14 protein-coding genes are annotated in these 15661 nt (G+C 41.1%); 2 read left to right on the forward strand and 12 right to left on the reverse strand.

Going from position 1 to position 15661, the window contains the following annotated elements:
* The first annotated feature begins 18 nt into the window (after nt 1-18).
* A protein-coding gene (prfB, locus tag HMPREF0766_RS17480; RefSeq protein WP_115388654.1) for a peptide chain release factor 2 occupies nt 19-1102 on the forward strand; the annotation gives its coding sequence in 2 pieces (ribosomal slippage) (nt 19-78 and nt 80-1102; 1083 coding nt in all).
* 69 nt (nt 1103-1171) lie between these two features.
* Here prfB and dcd read toward each other — a convergent pair.
* The gene (gene dcd / locus HMPREF0766_RS17485) at nt 1172-1708 is read right to left on the reverse strand and encodes a dCTP deaminase (protein ID WP_037460748.1); all 537 of its coding nucleotides are present in this window, start codon (nt 1706-1708) and stop codon (nt 1172-1174) included.
* 210 nt (nt 1709-1918) lie between these two features.
* Between dcd and HMPREF0766_RS17490 the strand changes: the two genes are divergently transcribed.
* On the forward strand, nt 1919-2557 hold the full coding sequence (locus HMPREF0766_RS17490; RefSeq protein ID WP_003000180.1) for a 4'-phosphopantetheinyl transferase family protein: 639 nt from the start codon (nt 1919-1921) through the stop codon (nt 2555-2557).
* Nucleotides 2558-2576: 19 nt separating this feature from the next.
* Here HMPREF0766_RS17490 and HMPREF0766_RS17495 read toward each other — a convergent pair whose 3' ends face one another.
* From HMPREF0766_RS17495 to nuoF, 11 genes are all read right to left on the reverse strand, one after another.
* Complete coding sequence (locus tag HMPREF0766_RS17495) at nt 2577-3350, reverse strand: enoyl-CoA hydratase/isomerase family protein (protein WP_003000182.1); 774 nt, start codon at nt 3348-3350, stop codon at nt 2577-2579.
* 4 nt (nt 3351-3354) lie between these two features.
* Nucleotides 3355-5886: a DUF5686 and carboxypeptidase-like regulatory domain-containing protein gene (locus tag HMPREF0766_RS17500; RefSeq protein ID WP_003000184.1), complete on the reverse strand. Its 2532-nt coding sequence runs from the start codon at nt 5884-5886 to the stop codon at nt 3355-3357.
* Nucleotides 5887-5999: 113 nt separating this feature from the next.
* Nucleotides 6000-7385 carry an NADH-quinone oxidoreductase subunit N gene (locus tag HMPREF0766_RS17505; RefSeq protein WP_003000185.1) on the reverse strand — a complete coding sequence of 462 codons (1386 nt, stop codon included), beginning with the start codon at nt 7383-7385 and terminating at the stop codon, nt 6000-6002.
* A 34-nt stretch (nt 7386-7419) separates the two neighbouring features.
* On the reverse strand, nt 7420-8865 hold the full coding sequence (locus HMPREF0766_RS17510; protein WP_003000187.1) for a complex I subunit 4 family protein: 1446 nt from the start codon (nt 8863-8865) through the stop codon (nt 7420-7422).
* A 17-nt stretch (nt 8866-8882) separates the two neighbouring features.
* Nucleotides 8883-10802, reverse strand: a complete 1920-nt coding sequence (nuoL, locus tag HMPREF0766_RS17515) for an NADH-quinone oxidoreductase subunit L (RefSeq protein WP_003000189.1) — start codon at nt 10800-10802, stop codon at nt 8883-8885.
* Between the two features lie 27 nt (nt 10803-10829).
* Nucleotides 10830-11159 (reverse strand): NADH-quinone oxidoreductase subunit NuoK, encoded by a 330-nt coding sequence (gene nuoK, locus HMPREF0766_RS17520; RefSeq protein WP_003000191.1) that lies wholly within the window; start codon nt 11157-11159, stop codon nt 10830-10832.
* Nucleotides 11152-11655: an NADH-quinone oxidoreductase subunit J family protein gene (locus tag HMPREF0766_RS17525; RefSeq protein WP_003000194.1), complete on the reverse strand. Its 504-nt coding sequence runs from the start codon at nt 11653-11655 to the stop codon at nt 11152-11154. The genes nuoK and HMPREF0766_RS17525 overlap by 8 nt, the downstream gene beginning before the upstream one ends.
* Nucleotides 11656-11662: 7 nt before the next feature.
* Nucleotides 11663-12187, reverse strand: coding sequence for a NuoI/complex I 23 kDa subunit family protein (locus HMPREF0766_RS17530; RefSeq protein ID WP_003000196.1), 525 nt, complete (start codon nt 12185-12187; stop codon nt 11663-11665).
* A gap of 33 nt (nt 12188-12220) precedes the next feature.
* Entirely contained in the window at nt 12221-13258 is a 1038-nt protein-coding gene (gene nuoH / locus HMPREF0766_RS17535; RefSeq protein ID WP_003000197.1) for an NADH-quinone oxidoreductase subunit NuoH, read from the reverse strand.
* Nucleotides 13259-13272: 14 nt separating this feature from the next.
* Nucleotides 13273-14286, reverse strand: coding sequence for an NADH-quinone oxidoreductase subunit G (locus tag HMPREF0766_RS17540; protein WP_003000199.1), 1014 nt, complete (start codon nt 14284-14286; stop codon nt 13273-13275).
* A gap of 21 nt (nt 14287-14307) precedes the next feature.
* Nucleotides 14308-15660 carry an NADH-quinone oxidoreductase subunit NuoF gene (gene nuoF, locus HMPREF0766_RS17545; RefSeq protein ID WP_003000201.1) on the reverse strand — a complete coding sequence of 451 codons (1353 nt, stop codon included), beginning with the start codon at nt 15658-15660 and terminating at the stop codon, nt 14308-14310.
* Nucleotide 15661 lies beyond the last annotated feature (1 nt).

The raw sequence follows: 15661 nt of genomic DNA on the forward strand, positions 1-15661 counted from the left end.
AATCTTTACTTTTGATACATGACCAAAGAACATATTCAAGACTTGAGGGATCGTGTAACATCCCTGAGGAGGCATCTTTGACATTGATGTCAAGAAAGAAGAGATCAATCAGGAACAGGAACTGACACTTGCACCCACTTTTTGGGATGATTCCAAAGCTGCCGAAAAAATACTTCACGCTATCAAAACAAAAAAAGTATGGACTGAACATTTTGATCAGGTCGCATCAGCGGTAGAAGATACAGTAGTTATGTACGAGTTTTTCCAAAGCGGCGACGCAACGGAACAGGAACTCGAAAGTCAATATCAAACGGCTTTACAGGACATTGAGGAGCTTGAATTTAAAAACATGCTCAGTGCTGAAGAAGATCAGCTTGATGCGATCTTACAGATCACAGCAGGAGCCGGCGGAACAGAGAGTTGTGACTGGGCCGCAATGCTTATGCGGATGTATATTATGTGGGGAGAAAAGCATGGTTGTAAAGTGACGGAGCAGGACTCTCAGGAAGGGGATGTCGCAGGGATTAAGACTGTTACACTACAGTTTTCTGGAAACTTCGCCTATGGTTATCTGAAAGGCGAAAATGGAGTACATCGTCTGGTACGTATCTCTCCCTTTGACTCCAATGCCAAACGACATACCTCATTTGCATCGGTGTATGTATACCCGCTGATCGATGATAATATCGAAATCGATGTTAAAGATTCCGAAATCGAATGGGATACATTCCGCTCCGGGGGAGCAGGTGGACAGAACGTAAATAAAGTGGAGACCGCTGTACGTTTGCACCATAAACCGACCGGTATTATTATCAAGAACCAGGAAACCCGCTCGCAGCTACAAAATAAAGAGAATGCACTACGCCTTTTAAAGTCACAGCTATACGAGATAGAGATGCGTAAGCGTCAGGAAGCTACTGCAGTTATTGAAGGATCAAAGAAAAAGATTGAATGGGGTTCGCAGATCCGAAATTACGTCCTGCACCCTTACAAACTTGTTAAAGACCTGAGAACGAGCGTAGAAACATCAAATACACAAGCCGTATTGGATGGGGATATTGATATGTTCCTGAAAGCTTATCTGATGGAATTCGGAGGGTAAGTATAAAGCATATAAAACAAAAGAACAGGGATAATTCCCTGTTCTTTTGTTTTATATAGTCTTCTCTCTCTAAAAAGAGTTCTTCCACATCATACTCTCTACAGGACGTACCGTTTTACTATTATACTTGGCATTACCTTTAGTATTATATAAGGTCTCAATATCACCCTCAACTGCAAAATAGATCAGCTGTCCGATAGGCATACCCGGATACACCCGAACGGGCTGTGCTACAGAGATCTCAAGTGTCCATGTATTACAGAAACCCACATCGCCCTTTCCTGCCGTTGCATGGATATCAATTCCCAGACGTCCTGTACTGGATTTTCCTTCCAAAAAAGGAACATGCTTATGTGTCTCCGTATATTCCAGTGTTACACCCAGATACAAGGTATTAGGCTCTAACACATATCCTTCAGCCGGGATCTCAAAATGTGTGATCTGGTTATGTTGCTTTGCGTCCAGCACACGATCCTTATATGTTGCCAGATATTTGCCCAGATGCACATCATATGAATTGGTCCCCAGGCAAGTGCGGTCAAATGGTTCGATGACGATCGTTCCGGCATCAATTTCTTCCAGTATTCTTTTGTCCGATAAAATCATGTTTTGTAAAAATAGACTGACCGGGATAACCCCCACATTGTCAGCCTCCAAAAATACAGTTTTGCCTCAAAATTATGACCATATATTCCGAATTTTATTTAGCCCGTATACTTTATACTGTCTGTAGCCCTAAACATTGTGACAGATCTGTTTGATTTTAGTCAGGGTCTGCGTAACTTGCAGTATAATCAACGATCATACTGTACTGAGATGGCTTTAGCATACCTCCGCGAATTAGATGAACATACTAAACTTGCTATCTGGAAGATAGAAGAGTCTGCTGAAGAATTGTTAGCAAAACTTCAACTGGATACCCGTGAGAGAGCGCTTCTGGATTCTTTCGGTAAAGGCAAACGAAGTCTTCACTGGATGACAACACGTGTTCTGCTACGCTATCTCCTGCAAACAGATCAGTATATTGACTGTCCGTCAGATGAAAACGGAAAACCATATCTGACAAATTTCCCCTACAAAATATCCCTTACCCATTCCTATGATTATGCTGCAGTGCTGATAAGTGCTAAAGGAGAAGTAGGAATTGATCTGGAAATTGTAAAAGATAAAGTCATCAGAATCAAACACAAGTTTCTGAAACCGGAAGAACTTGCTTTCATACAGGGAGAACAAAGCACAGAGCAGTTGTACGCCTGCTGGTGTGCAAAGGAAGCCATATATAAATTACAGGGTAATAAGGGCGTTTCTTTCTTGAATAACATGACTATACTCCCTTTCGAATATCAGGCACAAGGCGTTTTAAAACTACAATTAGAAGTCAATCAGATCCGCAAGACATATAACGTGTATTATGAAAAATTCGGGGAGTATATGCTCGGATATGCTATTGAATAAATTAAGACAGTATACGATACTAAAATTTTGGCTTGCGTTTTTCTACAAAAGCAGATACCCCCTCAGTGAAATCAGGTTGGCCAAAACATTTTCCAAACTCAGCCACTTCCACTTCATAACCATTCTCCTCTTTAGAAATACTGGCATTGATGGCTCTTATAGCGGCTTTGACAGATGTCTTGGATCTTGAAAAAATATGCCCCAATATCTCTTCCGCCTTAGAAAGAAGATCCTCCACTTCCGTAACGTGATTGATCATGCCCCATGATAAAGCCTCTTCTGAGGTAATCATATTGCCAGACAATATCATTTCCATAGCTTTCCCCCGTCCTACAAGATCAGTTAAACGTTGTGTCCCCCCATATCCCGGTATTAACCCCAGAGAAACCTCCGGAAGGCCCAATTTGGCTGATACAGCAGCGACACGCATATGGCAGGCTAGTGCCAGTTCCAGTCCTCCGCCCAATGCGAAACCGTTAATAGCTGCTATGACCGGTTTGTCAAAATTATAAATCCGATCCATCACCCCATGTCCTGAAGTCGCTAATAGCCGGCCTTCTTTTTCATCTAACGATTGAAACTCTTTAATATCTGCTCCTGCAATGAAAGCCTTTGATCCTGCTCCTGTGACAATCACACCCCAGATATCCTGATCCGCAGCAATATCATCTAATACGGTACTCAACTCCTCAAATGTTTTTGTATTGAGTGCATTCAACTGCTGCTCACGGCTGAAAGTAATGTAGCAGATATGACTTTGTTTTTTTACTAAAAGATTTTCAAGTGTATTCATCTCATTAAAAATTAAAGTGTACTGTTAAACGAACTTTTTCTCTCCGGACATTATCATACTCCCGGTAAGAAAGTCTTTTGACATATTCAACGGTAAAAAATCTAAGAACATTCTCTACCCCGACTGTTGCTTCCATATATGGTGTCTGATCAATCGTGCGCGTTACGATTCTTCCGTCATCATCTTTATCAAAATAAACAACTTCATTACTGATGTACGGGTTATTGCGCGGAGAAAGGTCACCATAAAACATTCGTAGCCGCCACAACTCTCTCCACCTCAATTTTTTTATAAGTGGGATCTTATTCAGTAAAAATCCCTGCAAACGATGGTCTATTGCAAACTTCACATACCGGTCTGCTGCAAACTCCATACTATTCATCATAAAATAGTCCACTGTGTGCCTGTCCTGTTCAATCTGGACATTCGGTATCTCTAATAAAGGATAAGGTAATGCTCCCCAGATTTTACCTACGCCTAGTGTAAGATCTGCAGTGCCCAGTTGATTCAGAAAAAGTCGTTTGGATGCTGCCAGCCGCAATGCACTATAATTGTACTCTCCGCCGAGAAAACCTTTTATCCCTTGATTATACTGAAGGGTAAATACAGGATATTTATCAATAATAGGAGTTCGGGTAAGATTTCTATAATAAAAGTTTTCATTAGGTGCCCATCTCAGCTGCAGATCCACATCATTCGTCACTATACGTGGCAGTGTCTCACCTGCATGAATGCCTGTTTTGTTAAACACAAGTGTACCTGCAGTTTCCCGTTTGAAATAAGTAAATCCGGTACTTATACTGATATGGTTTCCGAATTCCCAGACATGATTTAGTTTGTAGGCATCATTGAATAAGAATTTCTCCGGTTTAGTCCCGCTAAAGGAAGCAAAGAAACTGTCTCCTTTCTTAAAACCAATCCCACGTCCTGGTTCCATGACATCATGCTGTACAGTTCCCTCAAGGTAGTGAGCCGGGAAAGTCGTCACAGACTTATTATTGAGCGAGAATGCGGATCTCAGGTAATACTTCATTTGCTGGTCTTTGACACCATACGCCAGATAACCTTCCATATACACTTTTTCTGAAAGTTGTCCGGTAGTCCTTCCCCCAAACCGTATACGGTTTCCTTCCACTTCGTTAAAACTATAGGTATATTCAAGAGGTCCGAATTCTACAGGACCTGCATTATGAAAACCCTGCGCCAGTAAATAGCCTATAGCCATCAGGCGCTTGAAGCTTTTCATATTATTGAGGGAGTCAGTATTAGAATACACCGTCTGCTCGATCTTATTGAGCGGAATAGGCCGCTGTCGCTCCAAAATAGCTGTATCCTGACTGGCTGAAGCTAACATTTCGGTAGGAGCTCCCTCAAATACTTTAGCCGGGATCTGGGTTTTAAAATCCCATTTCGAATTAAAAGCAACTCTGCGACCAAATAAAGCGTCATCTTTCCGGCCTCCGAAAAGAATCAGCAGGTCTGACTTCCGAAGGAACATAAATCCATCTGCATTAGGATCATAATGCAAGCTGATCAGAATATCGTTTATCCAGTTGAGATTCGCTTCCTTGCCCACTGTGAGTTCAGCCTGTCTTACAGCATAGCGGCCATCTGTCGTGACCTGTAATGTACCACTGAACAGCAGGTCCTGTTTGTTCTTGGGTTCAAATGCCAGCTCCACAAATGTCCCGTCAACAGTCTGTATAGTATCCTGTATATAAAACCTGTAAAACAACTTTGCTTCGTCTGCAATCGGACTCAGAAACAGTTTATTGATAATAAAAATACTGGGATCATAGATATCAACCGGACGGAACTGATAATTGAGATATTGTTGAATATTGGCATTATTGATATACCGGGGATCAAATTCTGTCTTCTTGTGAGACTTGATAAGCTTTTTATATTTTGAAGGATCTGTCTGTGAGTAGACATCCGAAAGATTCTCTTCCATATACATCGGCAAAAGCGCTTTCCCCTTTATAGATGCAGTATCCAGGTTCTTAAAAATAAATTTTAACTTACCCATCCGCTTCTCCATCGCTTTTCGCGGATCTACAAGTCCGAACTGAACTTTTTCGTACTCTTCAAACTGCACCTGATTCAGCGAACGAAGCCGGTTATCTTTTTTATGCTTTATGACGAGATCAATTAACTCCAAAGCCGGGTCATCCTTTTTTGATTTAGATCTTTTCGAGATGGTCACCATCTCCAACATATTATCGGCGTAATCTAACTCGACACTAAGCTGCTGCAAAGAATCCTGAGTAAGAGGCAAATTAACAGCTGTATAACCCATTGCCCTGAATTGGATAGAAGTCTGATTTTTGTTGGCAAGAATAGCAAAATTACCCGAAGTATCGGTAGAAGTACCCAGATTTCCCGGAGCTAATACGATAGTCGCACGAGGAATTCCATGTCCTGTGTTCCTGTCCACAACCCTTCCTTTGATCGTCAGTTGACCAAGAGCAGGACAAGTCATCAGTAGTAGGAATCCAACAAGTAAAATATAATCGAGTTTCTTATTGTATATCATTCTTAAATCCTGCACCCGTATAAATATACAATTTGTAAACTGAGAATAAAACTTATAACAAAAAAATGCATGGTAAATCTACCATGCATTTCATTTTTTTCTATTTATAACAATCAGATAAGCTTTATCAAACAATCAGGATAAATACCGATCAGGACTGTTATCAAAACTGCGATAAGGAAGACAAAAGAATAATTAACAGGAATATTCACTTTTGAAGAATCCTGCTCACTCTCTCTGAAATACATAGCCACCACCACTCGCAGATAATAAAATACACCTATCACCGCATTTACTGCTGCAAGAATCAACAATACAATATGGTAATTGTTCATCGCTATAGTGAACATCATAAATTTACCGATAAAACCTGCTGTCAATGGAATACCCGCCAGTGAAAGCATGGCCACTGTCACGACCAGCGCAAGCCAGGGATTACGCTTTGCAAGACCGTTGAATGCGGAGAAGTTATCCGAACCAACCTCTCGTTTTACAAGGATCAATGCACCGAAAGCAATAACGGATGCTAATGAGTAAGCTGTTGCATATGCCAAAATCGCGCTCGCTGATTGATTTCCAATCGAGATAACAGCAAATAACATATAACCTGCATGCGCTATACTGGAATACGCAAGCATACGTTTAAAAGAGTGCTGCATCAAAGCTGAAATATTACCAATAAACAGTGTTATAATCGCAATCGTAAGTAAAATTGGTGTCCAGTACTCATTTAGCGGAACGAAAGCCGAACTGAAAAGACGTAACATACCGGCAAAAGAAGCTGCCTTGACGACAGTACTCATATAGCTGGTAATCAAAATAGGTGCTCCGTCATAGACATCAGGTGTCCAGAAATGGAATGGAGCAGCCCCTACCTTAAAACATAATCCTACAATCAGAAATAGAATTCCGGCATAGAATAACGGAGAAATATCATGCGGATGAGCAATCACATATCCTTTAATTACTTCCAGATCAAAAGATCCTGACGCTCCATAAATCAGGGCAATACCAAACAGCAAAAATCCGGTTGAGAATGCACCCATAAGGAAATATTTCAAAGAAGCTTCATTCGAAGCAAAATCCTGCTTTCTGATACCGACAAGAATATATAATGCGACCGACATAATCTCTATACCGATAAAAAGCATAGCAAAATTATGATAGGAATTGACTAATATAGCTCCAGTCAGTGAGAACAGAATTAAAGCATAATATTCTGCAACATGCTCACTGATAGACCAAAAATATTCTTTGGAAAGTAACAGTACTAATGCCGTAATGAGAATAGAAAGTACAGAAAAACCTATAGCGAAGTGATCGAATATGATCATACCGCTGTAAAGCGGTTCGGCAACTTTGTTCCAATCCAGTATTAGAAAAACCAATGCACCGGCCAATCCCAGCAGTGTAACAGGCAATAAGGCATTTTTAGCCTTATACAGTCCCATGTATAACACTAATATTCCTAATAAAGACAGCGTAATAATCGCACCCATAAATAAATCGTTCTAATATTTTGTCGCTATAATTCTAAAATTTCACTTGCTGAAGCAATTGTTGTACAGAAGCTTCTGACAAGCCCAATAAACCATTTGGAGTCACACCGATATAAATAATGGCTATCACAACAATACTCAACAATACTATTTCATGCCCGTTGATATCCGTAACATGACTATTTTGTTCCTTCAAGGGGCCCAACATAGATTTTTGATAAAGACGCAGCATGTATACCGCCCCTAAAATCAGTGTCAGACCGGCAAATACAGCATACCAGAACCCGTATTTATAGACCCCCATCAACAATAAAAATTCTCCTACAAAACCATTTGTTAATGGCAGCCCTACAGCCCCCATTACAATGATCAGGAAGAATATGGCCAGATTCGGCATACGCTTGGCTAATCCCCCAAGATCAGCCAGAGATCTGGTTCCGGTCTTACTGGCTATAATATCCAACACATAGAATAGCCCGATAACAGATATACCGTGATTGATCATCTGTATCATCGCTCCCTGTAATCCTTGCAGATTCCATGCAAACACCCCTGCACTGATCAGCCCCACGTGTGCGATAGAAGAATACGCAATCAGGCGTTTTATATCTTTTTGCTGAATAGCAATAATAGAAGCATATACAATTCCGATAACCGCTAATATCATAGCAATATGGCCATATTCGGCGACACCCTCCGGTGCAATCGGAATCAACCAGCGGATCAAACCATAAATACCCATTTTTAACATAATACCCGCCAGTAACATCGTACCTGCAGTCGGTGCATTGGTATAAGTATTAGGTTGCCATGTATGAAACGGAAACAAAGGAATCTTAATGGCAAAAGCGAGAAAGAATGCCCAGAAAATCCAGCGCTGTACAGATCCGGTCAGATCAAGTGCAGCAAAAGAACTCCATTCAAAATCCTTATTGACAGTCTGTTGTTGCAAATAGATGATCGCAACCAACATAAAAATACTTCCGAGGAAAGTATAAACAAAAAACTTAAGATTGACACGTATACGGTCACCTTCGCCCCAAAGTGCACAGATAAAGTAAATCGGAATCAATGCAATCTCCCATCCTACATAAAATGTAAAAGCATCTAATGCAGTGAATACCAATACCAGACCGGCTTGCATAAAAGCGACCAAAGCATAAAGATTACCCTTGTACGTTTTAGAGAACGTTGATAATACGATCAAAGGCATAAGTGCATTTGTCAGTAAAACCAGAGGCAAACTAATTCCATCCAGTCCGATATGAAAATGTATCCCTAAACTCTCAATCCAGCTATAGTTTTGTTCAAACTGAACACTGGCATCAGGGACAAACTGACACAAAAAAGGAATCGTGAAAGCTAATTGCAGTAAAGACAAAGTCAATGCAATGATCTTAGCAGGTTGCGAATTCTTCACAAATGCCAGAACACCAGCACTAATCAGTGGTAATAAAAGTAGTATAAAAAGGTTAGTCATCTATACAATTATTTTCATTAAACGCTTAAAATTCCATATACAAACAATACAACCACAGCAACGACCATCATGAAGATATAGAATCCAACATGACCATTCTGCAGTTGACGGATTCCTTTTCCTGAAGAGACAAACAAATTGCCGATACCGTTAACGATACCATCTATACCCGAACGATCTATTACTTTATATAAGAATCTTGAAAATGCATTAAGAGGTTTTACAATAACACTATCGTAAAGCTCATCTACATACAGCTTGTGATAAGATAATTTATGCAGTCCGCTATCTTCCAAAGCATCAGATTTTGGTACATATCCTCTTTTTACATATCGTCCGTATGCCACTACAGCCATAATCACTGCCGCTAAAGCAGATACAGCCATTAAAATATATTCCGTCTGATGATCAATATGGAAAGTTCCTTTGATGGATTGGCTGTCTGCAAATACAGGAGCCAGGAAGTTAGCAAGCTTATGTCCTCCACCCAAAGCCTCAGGAATATTCATCAGTCCACCCACTGCTGCCAGAACTGCCAATATAATTAAGGGGAGAGTCATGGAAACAGGCGACTCGTGAAGATGATGCTTTTGCTCTTCTGTTCCACGGAATGTACCAAAGAATGTAAGATACAACAGTCTGAACATATAAAAGGCAGTACAAAGGGCGGCAATAAATCCTATTGTCCACAACAGTTTATTCTCGGCAAAGGCAAAGGCCAGTATCTCATCCTTAGAGAAGAATCCTGATAAAGGAGGAATACCTGCTATCGCAATCGTACCAATGAGCATGGTAAAATAAGTCACAGGTAACTTCTTACGAAGTCCTCCCATCTTACGCATATCCTGCTCATCACTCATCGCATGAATGACAGATCCTGCTCCGAGAAATAATAGTGCTTTAAAAAATGCATGCGTCAGAACATGGAAGAAAGCACCTGTAAAAGCACCTACACCCAAACCTAAAAACATATAACCCAGCTGGGAAACAGTTGAATAGGCCAGTACTTTCTTAATATCATTCTGAGTCAGTGCAATAAACGCCGCCAATAAAGCCGTTGCCACACCAATGATGGCAATAATCTGCATCGTTACCGGTGAAAGCGTAAACATAATGTTAGATCTTGCTATCATATAAATACCCGCAGTAACCATAGTTGCGGCATGGATAAGTGCCGATACAGGAGTTGGTCCTGCCATGGCATCAGGCAGCCACGTAAACAATGGGATTTGTGCAGATTTACCGGTGGCAGCTATAAATAATAAGATCGTGATGACAAGCAAAGAGGTGTCACCCATAGCCAGTTCTTTTGCTTTAGGAAATACGGAAGCAAACTCTAATGACCCGAAGGCATAAAAGATAAAGAAAACAGCTAAAAGAAAACCAAGATCCCCTATCCGGTTCATTACAAATGCTTTTTTTGCTGCTGATGCATAGGAGTCATTAGTATACCAGAATCCGATCAGCAAATAGGAGCATAGACCTACACCTTCCCAGCCAATAAACATGACTAAATAGTTAGAGCCTAAGACCAATAGCAACATAAAGAAGATAAACAGATTGAGATAAGCGAAAAACTTACCAAAGCCCTTATCCTTATGCATATATCCGATAGAATATACATGTATCAGAAAGCCTATTCCTGTAACGATCAGCAACATAATAGAACTCAGAGGATCCACTAAGAAAGATAGGGAAATACTTAAATTGCCAACTTTAATCCAATTGAAGATTTCTTGTGTAAATACGGCTGCGTCTCCGGCAACTCTGGCCTCATATACGGTCGAGAATATTCCGCAACTGATCAGGAAAGACGCCAGCACTACTCCGCTTCCAATAACTCCGATAAGAGACTTGGGAAGGATATGCTGACCGATTCCATTGATTAAAAAACCAATTAACGGTAAGAGAGGGATCAACCAAATTAATTCAATCATACTTATAATACCTTAATCTTCTAAATGTTACCAACGCAATCGACTTAACGATTCAATATCAACTGATTTGGTATTTCGATATACCATAATAATAATCGCAAGACCGACAGCCACTTCTGCCGCAGCCAGTGCCATAATGAAAAATACAAATACCTGTCCGCTGGGGTCTCCGTGATGAGAAGAAAATGCGGCCAGCAACAGATTGACAGCATTCAGCATCAGCTCAATAGACATCATGATAATGATGACATTGCGTCTGATCAAAACACCAATCACTCCGATTGCAAAAATGATACTGCAAAAAATCAGATAATGATTTAATGGTACCCCTTGTATATGTTGAACAATATTATCCATTTACTTTCTTAGTATCTTTTTTAGCCAGTAAAACTGCTCCTACCATTGCCGTTAGCAACAGAATAGAAGAAATTTCAAAAGGCAGTAAAAATTTATCAAACAGAACCTCTCCTAATTGCTTCACCAGTCCGATAGACGGTTGGGCGACTACATCACCATTGTCAATTTCAATGATCCGTAAAGATCCGAGAACCACGACCAGTAGACACATTCCTGCTACTGCGCCCATAACCTTCACCACTCCGGACCGCATGGGTTCGGATTCCTTATTGAGATTGAGGAGCATCAGGACAAACAGAAAGAGTACCATGATCGCCCCCATATAGACAATGAAATTGACTACAGCCAGAAACTGGGCATTCAACAGAATGTAATGTACTGTAAAGGTGAAAAACGTAATAACCAAATACAGAACACTATGTACAGGATTCTTTGTGAAAATGGTCATTAACGCAAAGAAAATAGACAAAAAAGCTACAAAATAAAATATCGTCATCTGCTAATTAGGTTATACTCTTTTGCTGAAGCTGAGTTATATCAAACTTAGGTTCTACCAATTTATCTTTTCCATATATAAAATCCTTGCGCAGGTAGGAAGCCGTTACGTGAGGACCATCCAGATAGATGGCCTCTTTAGGGCAGGCTTCTTCACACAATCCGCAAAAGATACAGCGCAACATATTGATCTCATATACTGCTGCATATTTTTCTTCCCGGTACAGATTCTCTTCACCTTTTTGACGCTCGGCGGCAGTCATTGTAATCGCTTCCGCAGGACATGAAAGTGCACAAAGTCCGCATGCTGTACAGCGCTCTCTTCCCTGCTCGTCACGTTTCAGTGAGTGCTGTCCCCTAAAATTCTTAGAATAAGGCCGGATTTGTTCCGGATACTTAACCGTCGGAATTTTTTTGAAAAAATGTCGTAAAGTAATGGCAAGTCCCTTGGCGATGGCAGGCAAATACATGCGCTCCCAAATGTTCATGGGCTTTTGCTCCAGTACTTTCTTTCTATTTGATAATGATTGCATCCTGATTCTAGTTTAAATAATCCCTACACACTCCTAAAAATACGTGTCCTTGACTATCGTAATAATACCGGTCAACACAATATTGGCAATAGCTAACGGAATCAAAATTTTCCAGCCCAGTTTCATCAACTGATCATAGCGGAAGCGCGGAAGTGTCCAGCGAATCCACATAAAGAAAAAGATAAAGCCAAATATTTTAAGAAAAAATACGATAACTCCAATAATAGTAATCCAGTTTTGGGATAATCCCAGATCATTCATAAATGGAAAGTTATACCCTCCGAAGTACAGAGCTGCCATCAATGCAGACGACACAAACATATTGATATACTCCGAGAACATATACAGCCCAAGTTTCATAGAGGAGTATTCTGTATGATATCCACCCACAAGTTCTGTTTCACACTCAGGTAAATCAAACGGCACACGATTACATTCTGCAAAAGCACAAACCATAAACAGTAAGAATCCCAGAGGTTGTACCCAGATATTCCAATTTACAAAACCTGTTTGCTGCGCAACAATAGTACCGATAGACAGCGTTTGTGTCACCATCAGTAAAGCGATCAGGGATAATCCCATAGCAATCTCATAGCTGATACTCTGCGATGCTGCGCGTATAGCTCCCATCAGGGAAAATTTATTATTTGAGGCCCATCCTCCCAGCATAATACCGTATACTCCTAAGGCAACAACTCCGAAAATATAAAGCACACCGACATTGATATCTGCAACCTGAAGAGAGATGGTACGTTCTCCTATTGTGAGCGTCTGTCCCCAGGGAATAATAGCCGAACTTATACAAGCGGTAATAATAGCAATAGTAGGCCCCAGAATAAAAAGAGCTTTATGTGCACCTGCCGGAATTATTTCTTCTTTGAAAAAGAACTTCCCACCATCACACAAAGGCTGCAATAGTCCGAATATACCTGCACGATCCGGCCCGTACCGATCCTGCATAAATCCCGCAATCTTCCGCTCTGCCAGCGTAGAATACATCGCAATGACAAGTGTCACTACGAAAATAATGACGACTAAAACGGACTTCTCTATAATGAAAGCTGTTTCCATGCTTATATTTTATACTATTTTAGTTTTTCAGTTCTTGCTAATTGTTCTTCATTTGCCTCCTGCAGTTCCAGATCCGGCTTAATAACCGGTGGCGGATTAAACTCAGGATAATGATTTGCACCGATTACCGAATCTTTATCAACCGGTGTTGGTTCTTCCAGTATCCAGTCATCCGTATGCTTTTTATCAAAACGGCAGGTGTTACAGATAAACTCTTCCACTTCACCAAACTCATCTTTACGAGCCGTTACACGCAGTACTTCCGTACCTCTGTTCCATAAGGTCACCTTACCTGAACAGGTCGGGCAGTCACGATGTGCATCTACCGGTTTTGTAAACCACACACGGTTTTTAAAACGGAAAGTCTTATCTGTCAATGCTCCCACCGGGCATACATCTATGACATTTCCCGAAAAGTCATTGTCTACAGCTTTAGCAATATAGGTGGAAATCTCAGCATGATCTCCTCTGTTAAGAATACCATGCACACGATTATTCGTAATCTGATCTGCTGTAAATACACATCTGTAGCACAGAATGCAACGATTCATGTGTAGTTGGATCTTATCTCCGATATCTATACGTTCAAAAGTCCGGCGATCAAATTCATAACGGGTTCCTTCGCTGCCATGTTCATAGCCCAGATCCTGAAGTTTACATTCTCCCGCCTGATCACATACAGGACAATCCAAAGGATGATTGATCAACAACATTTCGACCACACCTTTTCTTGCTTCCACTACTTCAGGAGAAGTGATATTCAGCACTTCCATTCCATCCATAACTGTTGTACGACAAGAAGCCACCAGTTTAGGCATAGGACGAGGATCTTTCTCGGATCCTTTACTTACTTTTACCAAACATGTACGGCATTTACCGCCACTTCCTTCTAACTTGGAATAATAGCACATTGCCGGAGGAACAATATCGCCTCCTATCTGACGGGCAGCATTCAAAATAGTTGTTCCAGGAGCTACTTCTACAGGAATTCCATCTATGCTAACCTTGAATTTAACGTCTTCTGCCATTTTCTACTTTCCTTTAATATTTTAAACAACCGGTGTTAACGGATCTGCATAATGTGCTAAGCCGTAATTTCGGCTTGTCGCTTCACCGGCGCTGGTAATATGCCACTCAAATTCATCCCTGAAATGTCTGATCGCTGCTGCCACAGGCCATGCAGCGGCATCTCCTAACGGACAGATTGTATTTCCTTCAATCTTCCGCTGTACATCCCATAACAGATCAATATCTGCCATAGATCCCTTACCTATTTCTATTTTATGAAGGATCTTTTCCATCCAGCCGGTTCCTTCACGACATGGCGAACACTGTCCGCAACTTTCGTGATGATAAAAACGGGTAAAGTTCCAGGTATTGCGTACAATACATTGATCTTCATCAAAAGCAATAAAACCTCCTGACCCCAACATCGTACCTGTTGCAAAACCTCCGTCAGCCAATGATTCATAGCTCATCAGCCGGCTTTCTCCATTAATAGTTTTAGTAATAAGGTTTGCCGGTAAAATCGGAACAGAAGAACCTCCTGCCACCACGGCCTTCAATCGTTTACCGTTGGCGATACCACCACAATATTCATCGGAATAAATAAATTCCTCAACAGGCAATCCCAATTCGATCTCATATACTCCCGGTTTGGCTACATTACCTCCCGCAGAGATCAGTTTTGTTCCGGTACTGCGGTCTATTCCGATTTTTGCATACTCCTCTCCGCCATCATTGATGATAGGAACAGTCGCTGCAATAGACTCGACATTATTAACTACAGTAGGGCATCCGTATAAACCTGCTACCGCCGGAAACGGAGGTTTAATACGTGGATTTCCCCTTTTACCCTCAAGGGATTCCAAAAGAGCAGTCTCTTCTCCACAGATATAAGCACCACCACCCGGTTGTACATAAATCTCCAGATCATATCCCGTACCCAAAATATTCTTTCCCAGAAATCCCGCATGCTTTGCTTCAGCAATAGCCTTTTCCAGAATGCGGATCTGAGGCATCATTTCTCCTCTGACATAGATATAAGAAGTATTGGCTCCCAATGCATAGCTGGATACGATCATGCCTTCAACAAGTGCGTGAGGTATATGTGTCATCAGGAAACGATCTTTAAATGTTCCTGGTTCAGATTCGTCACCATTGCAGACCAGATAGCGGGGTACGCCTTCCGGTTTTGCCAGAAAACTCCATTTCATACCCGTAGGGAATCCTGCTCCGCCACGACCACGAAGTCCGGATTTCTTGACCTCTTCTACTACATCATCCGGAGACATCGATTTCAATGCCTTTTCAACAGCACGATATCCGCCCTGCTGCCGGTATACTTCGAATGTATGGATACCGGGAACATTTATATGTGTTAGTAATAACTTACGAGCCATC

Origin of the sequence: Sphingobacterium spiritivorum ATCC 33861 (assembly GCF_000143765.1) — a bacterium.
In the GTDB taxonomy this organism is placed as follows: Bacteria; Bacteroidota; Bacteroidia; order Sphingobacteriales; family Sphingobacteriaceae; genus Sphingobacterium; species Sphingobacterium spiritivorum.

What these genes read in the sequence shown, in the direction of transcription:
- dcd (WP_037460748.1), bottom strand. Translation starts at nt 1,708, where the DNA reads ATGATTTTATCGGACAAAAGAATACTGGAAGAAATTGATGCCGGAACG.
- HMPREF0766_RS17490 (WP_003000180.1), top strand. Translation starts at nt 1,919, where the DNA reads ATGGCTTTAGCATACCTCCGCGAATTAGATGAACATACTAAACTTGCT.
- HMPREF0766_RS17495 (WP_003000182.1), bottom strand. Translation starts at nt 3,350, where the DNA reads ATGAATACACTTGAAAATCTTTTAGTAAAAAAACAAAGTCATATCTGC.
- HMPREF0766_RS17500 (WP_003000184.1), bottom strand. Translation starts at nt 5,886, where the DNA reads ATGATATACAATAAGAAACTCGATTATATTTTACTTGTTGGATTCCTA.
- HMPREF0766_RS17505 (WP_003000185.1), bottom strand. Translation starts at nt 7,385, where the DNA reads ATGGGTGCGATTATTACGCTGTCTTTATTAGGAATATTAGTGTTATAC.
- HMPREF0766_RS17510 (WP_003000187.1), bottom strand. Translation starts at nt 8,865, where the DNA reads ATGACTAACCTTTTTATACTACTTTTATTACCACTGATTAGTGCTGGT.
- nuoL (WP_003000189.1), bottom strand. Translation starts at nt 10,802, where the DNA reads ATGATTGAATTAATTTGGTTGATCCCTCTCTTACCGTTAATTGGTTTT.
- nuoK (WP_003000191.1), bottom strand. Translation starts at nt 11,159, where the DNA reads ATGGATAATATTGTTCAACATATACAAGGGGTACCATTAAATCATTAT.
- HMPREF0766_RS17525 (WP_003000194.1), bottom strand. Translation starts at nt 11,655, where the DNA reads ATGACGATATTTTATTTTGTAGCTTTTTTGTCTATTTTCTTTGCGTTA.
- HMPREF0766_RS17530 (WP_003000196.1), bottom strand. Translation starts at nt 12,187, where the DNA reads ATGCAATCATTATCAAATAGAAAGAAAGTACTGGAGCAAAAGCCCATG.
- nuoH (WP_003000197.1), bottom strand. Translation starts at nt 13,258, where the DNA reads ATGGAAACAGCTTTCATTATAGAGAAGTCCGTTTTAGTCGTCATTATT.
- HMPREF0766_RS17540 (WP_003000199.1), bottom strand. Translation starts at nt 14,286, where the DNA reads ATGGCAGAAGACGTTAAATTCAAGGTTAGCATAGATGGAATTCCTGTA.
- nuoF (WP_003000201.1), bottom strand. Translation starts at nt 15,660, where the DNA reads ATGGCTCGTAAGTTATTACTAACACATATAAATGTTCCCGGTATCCAT.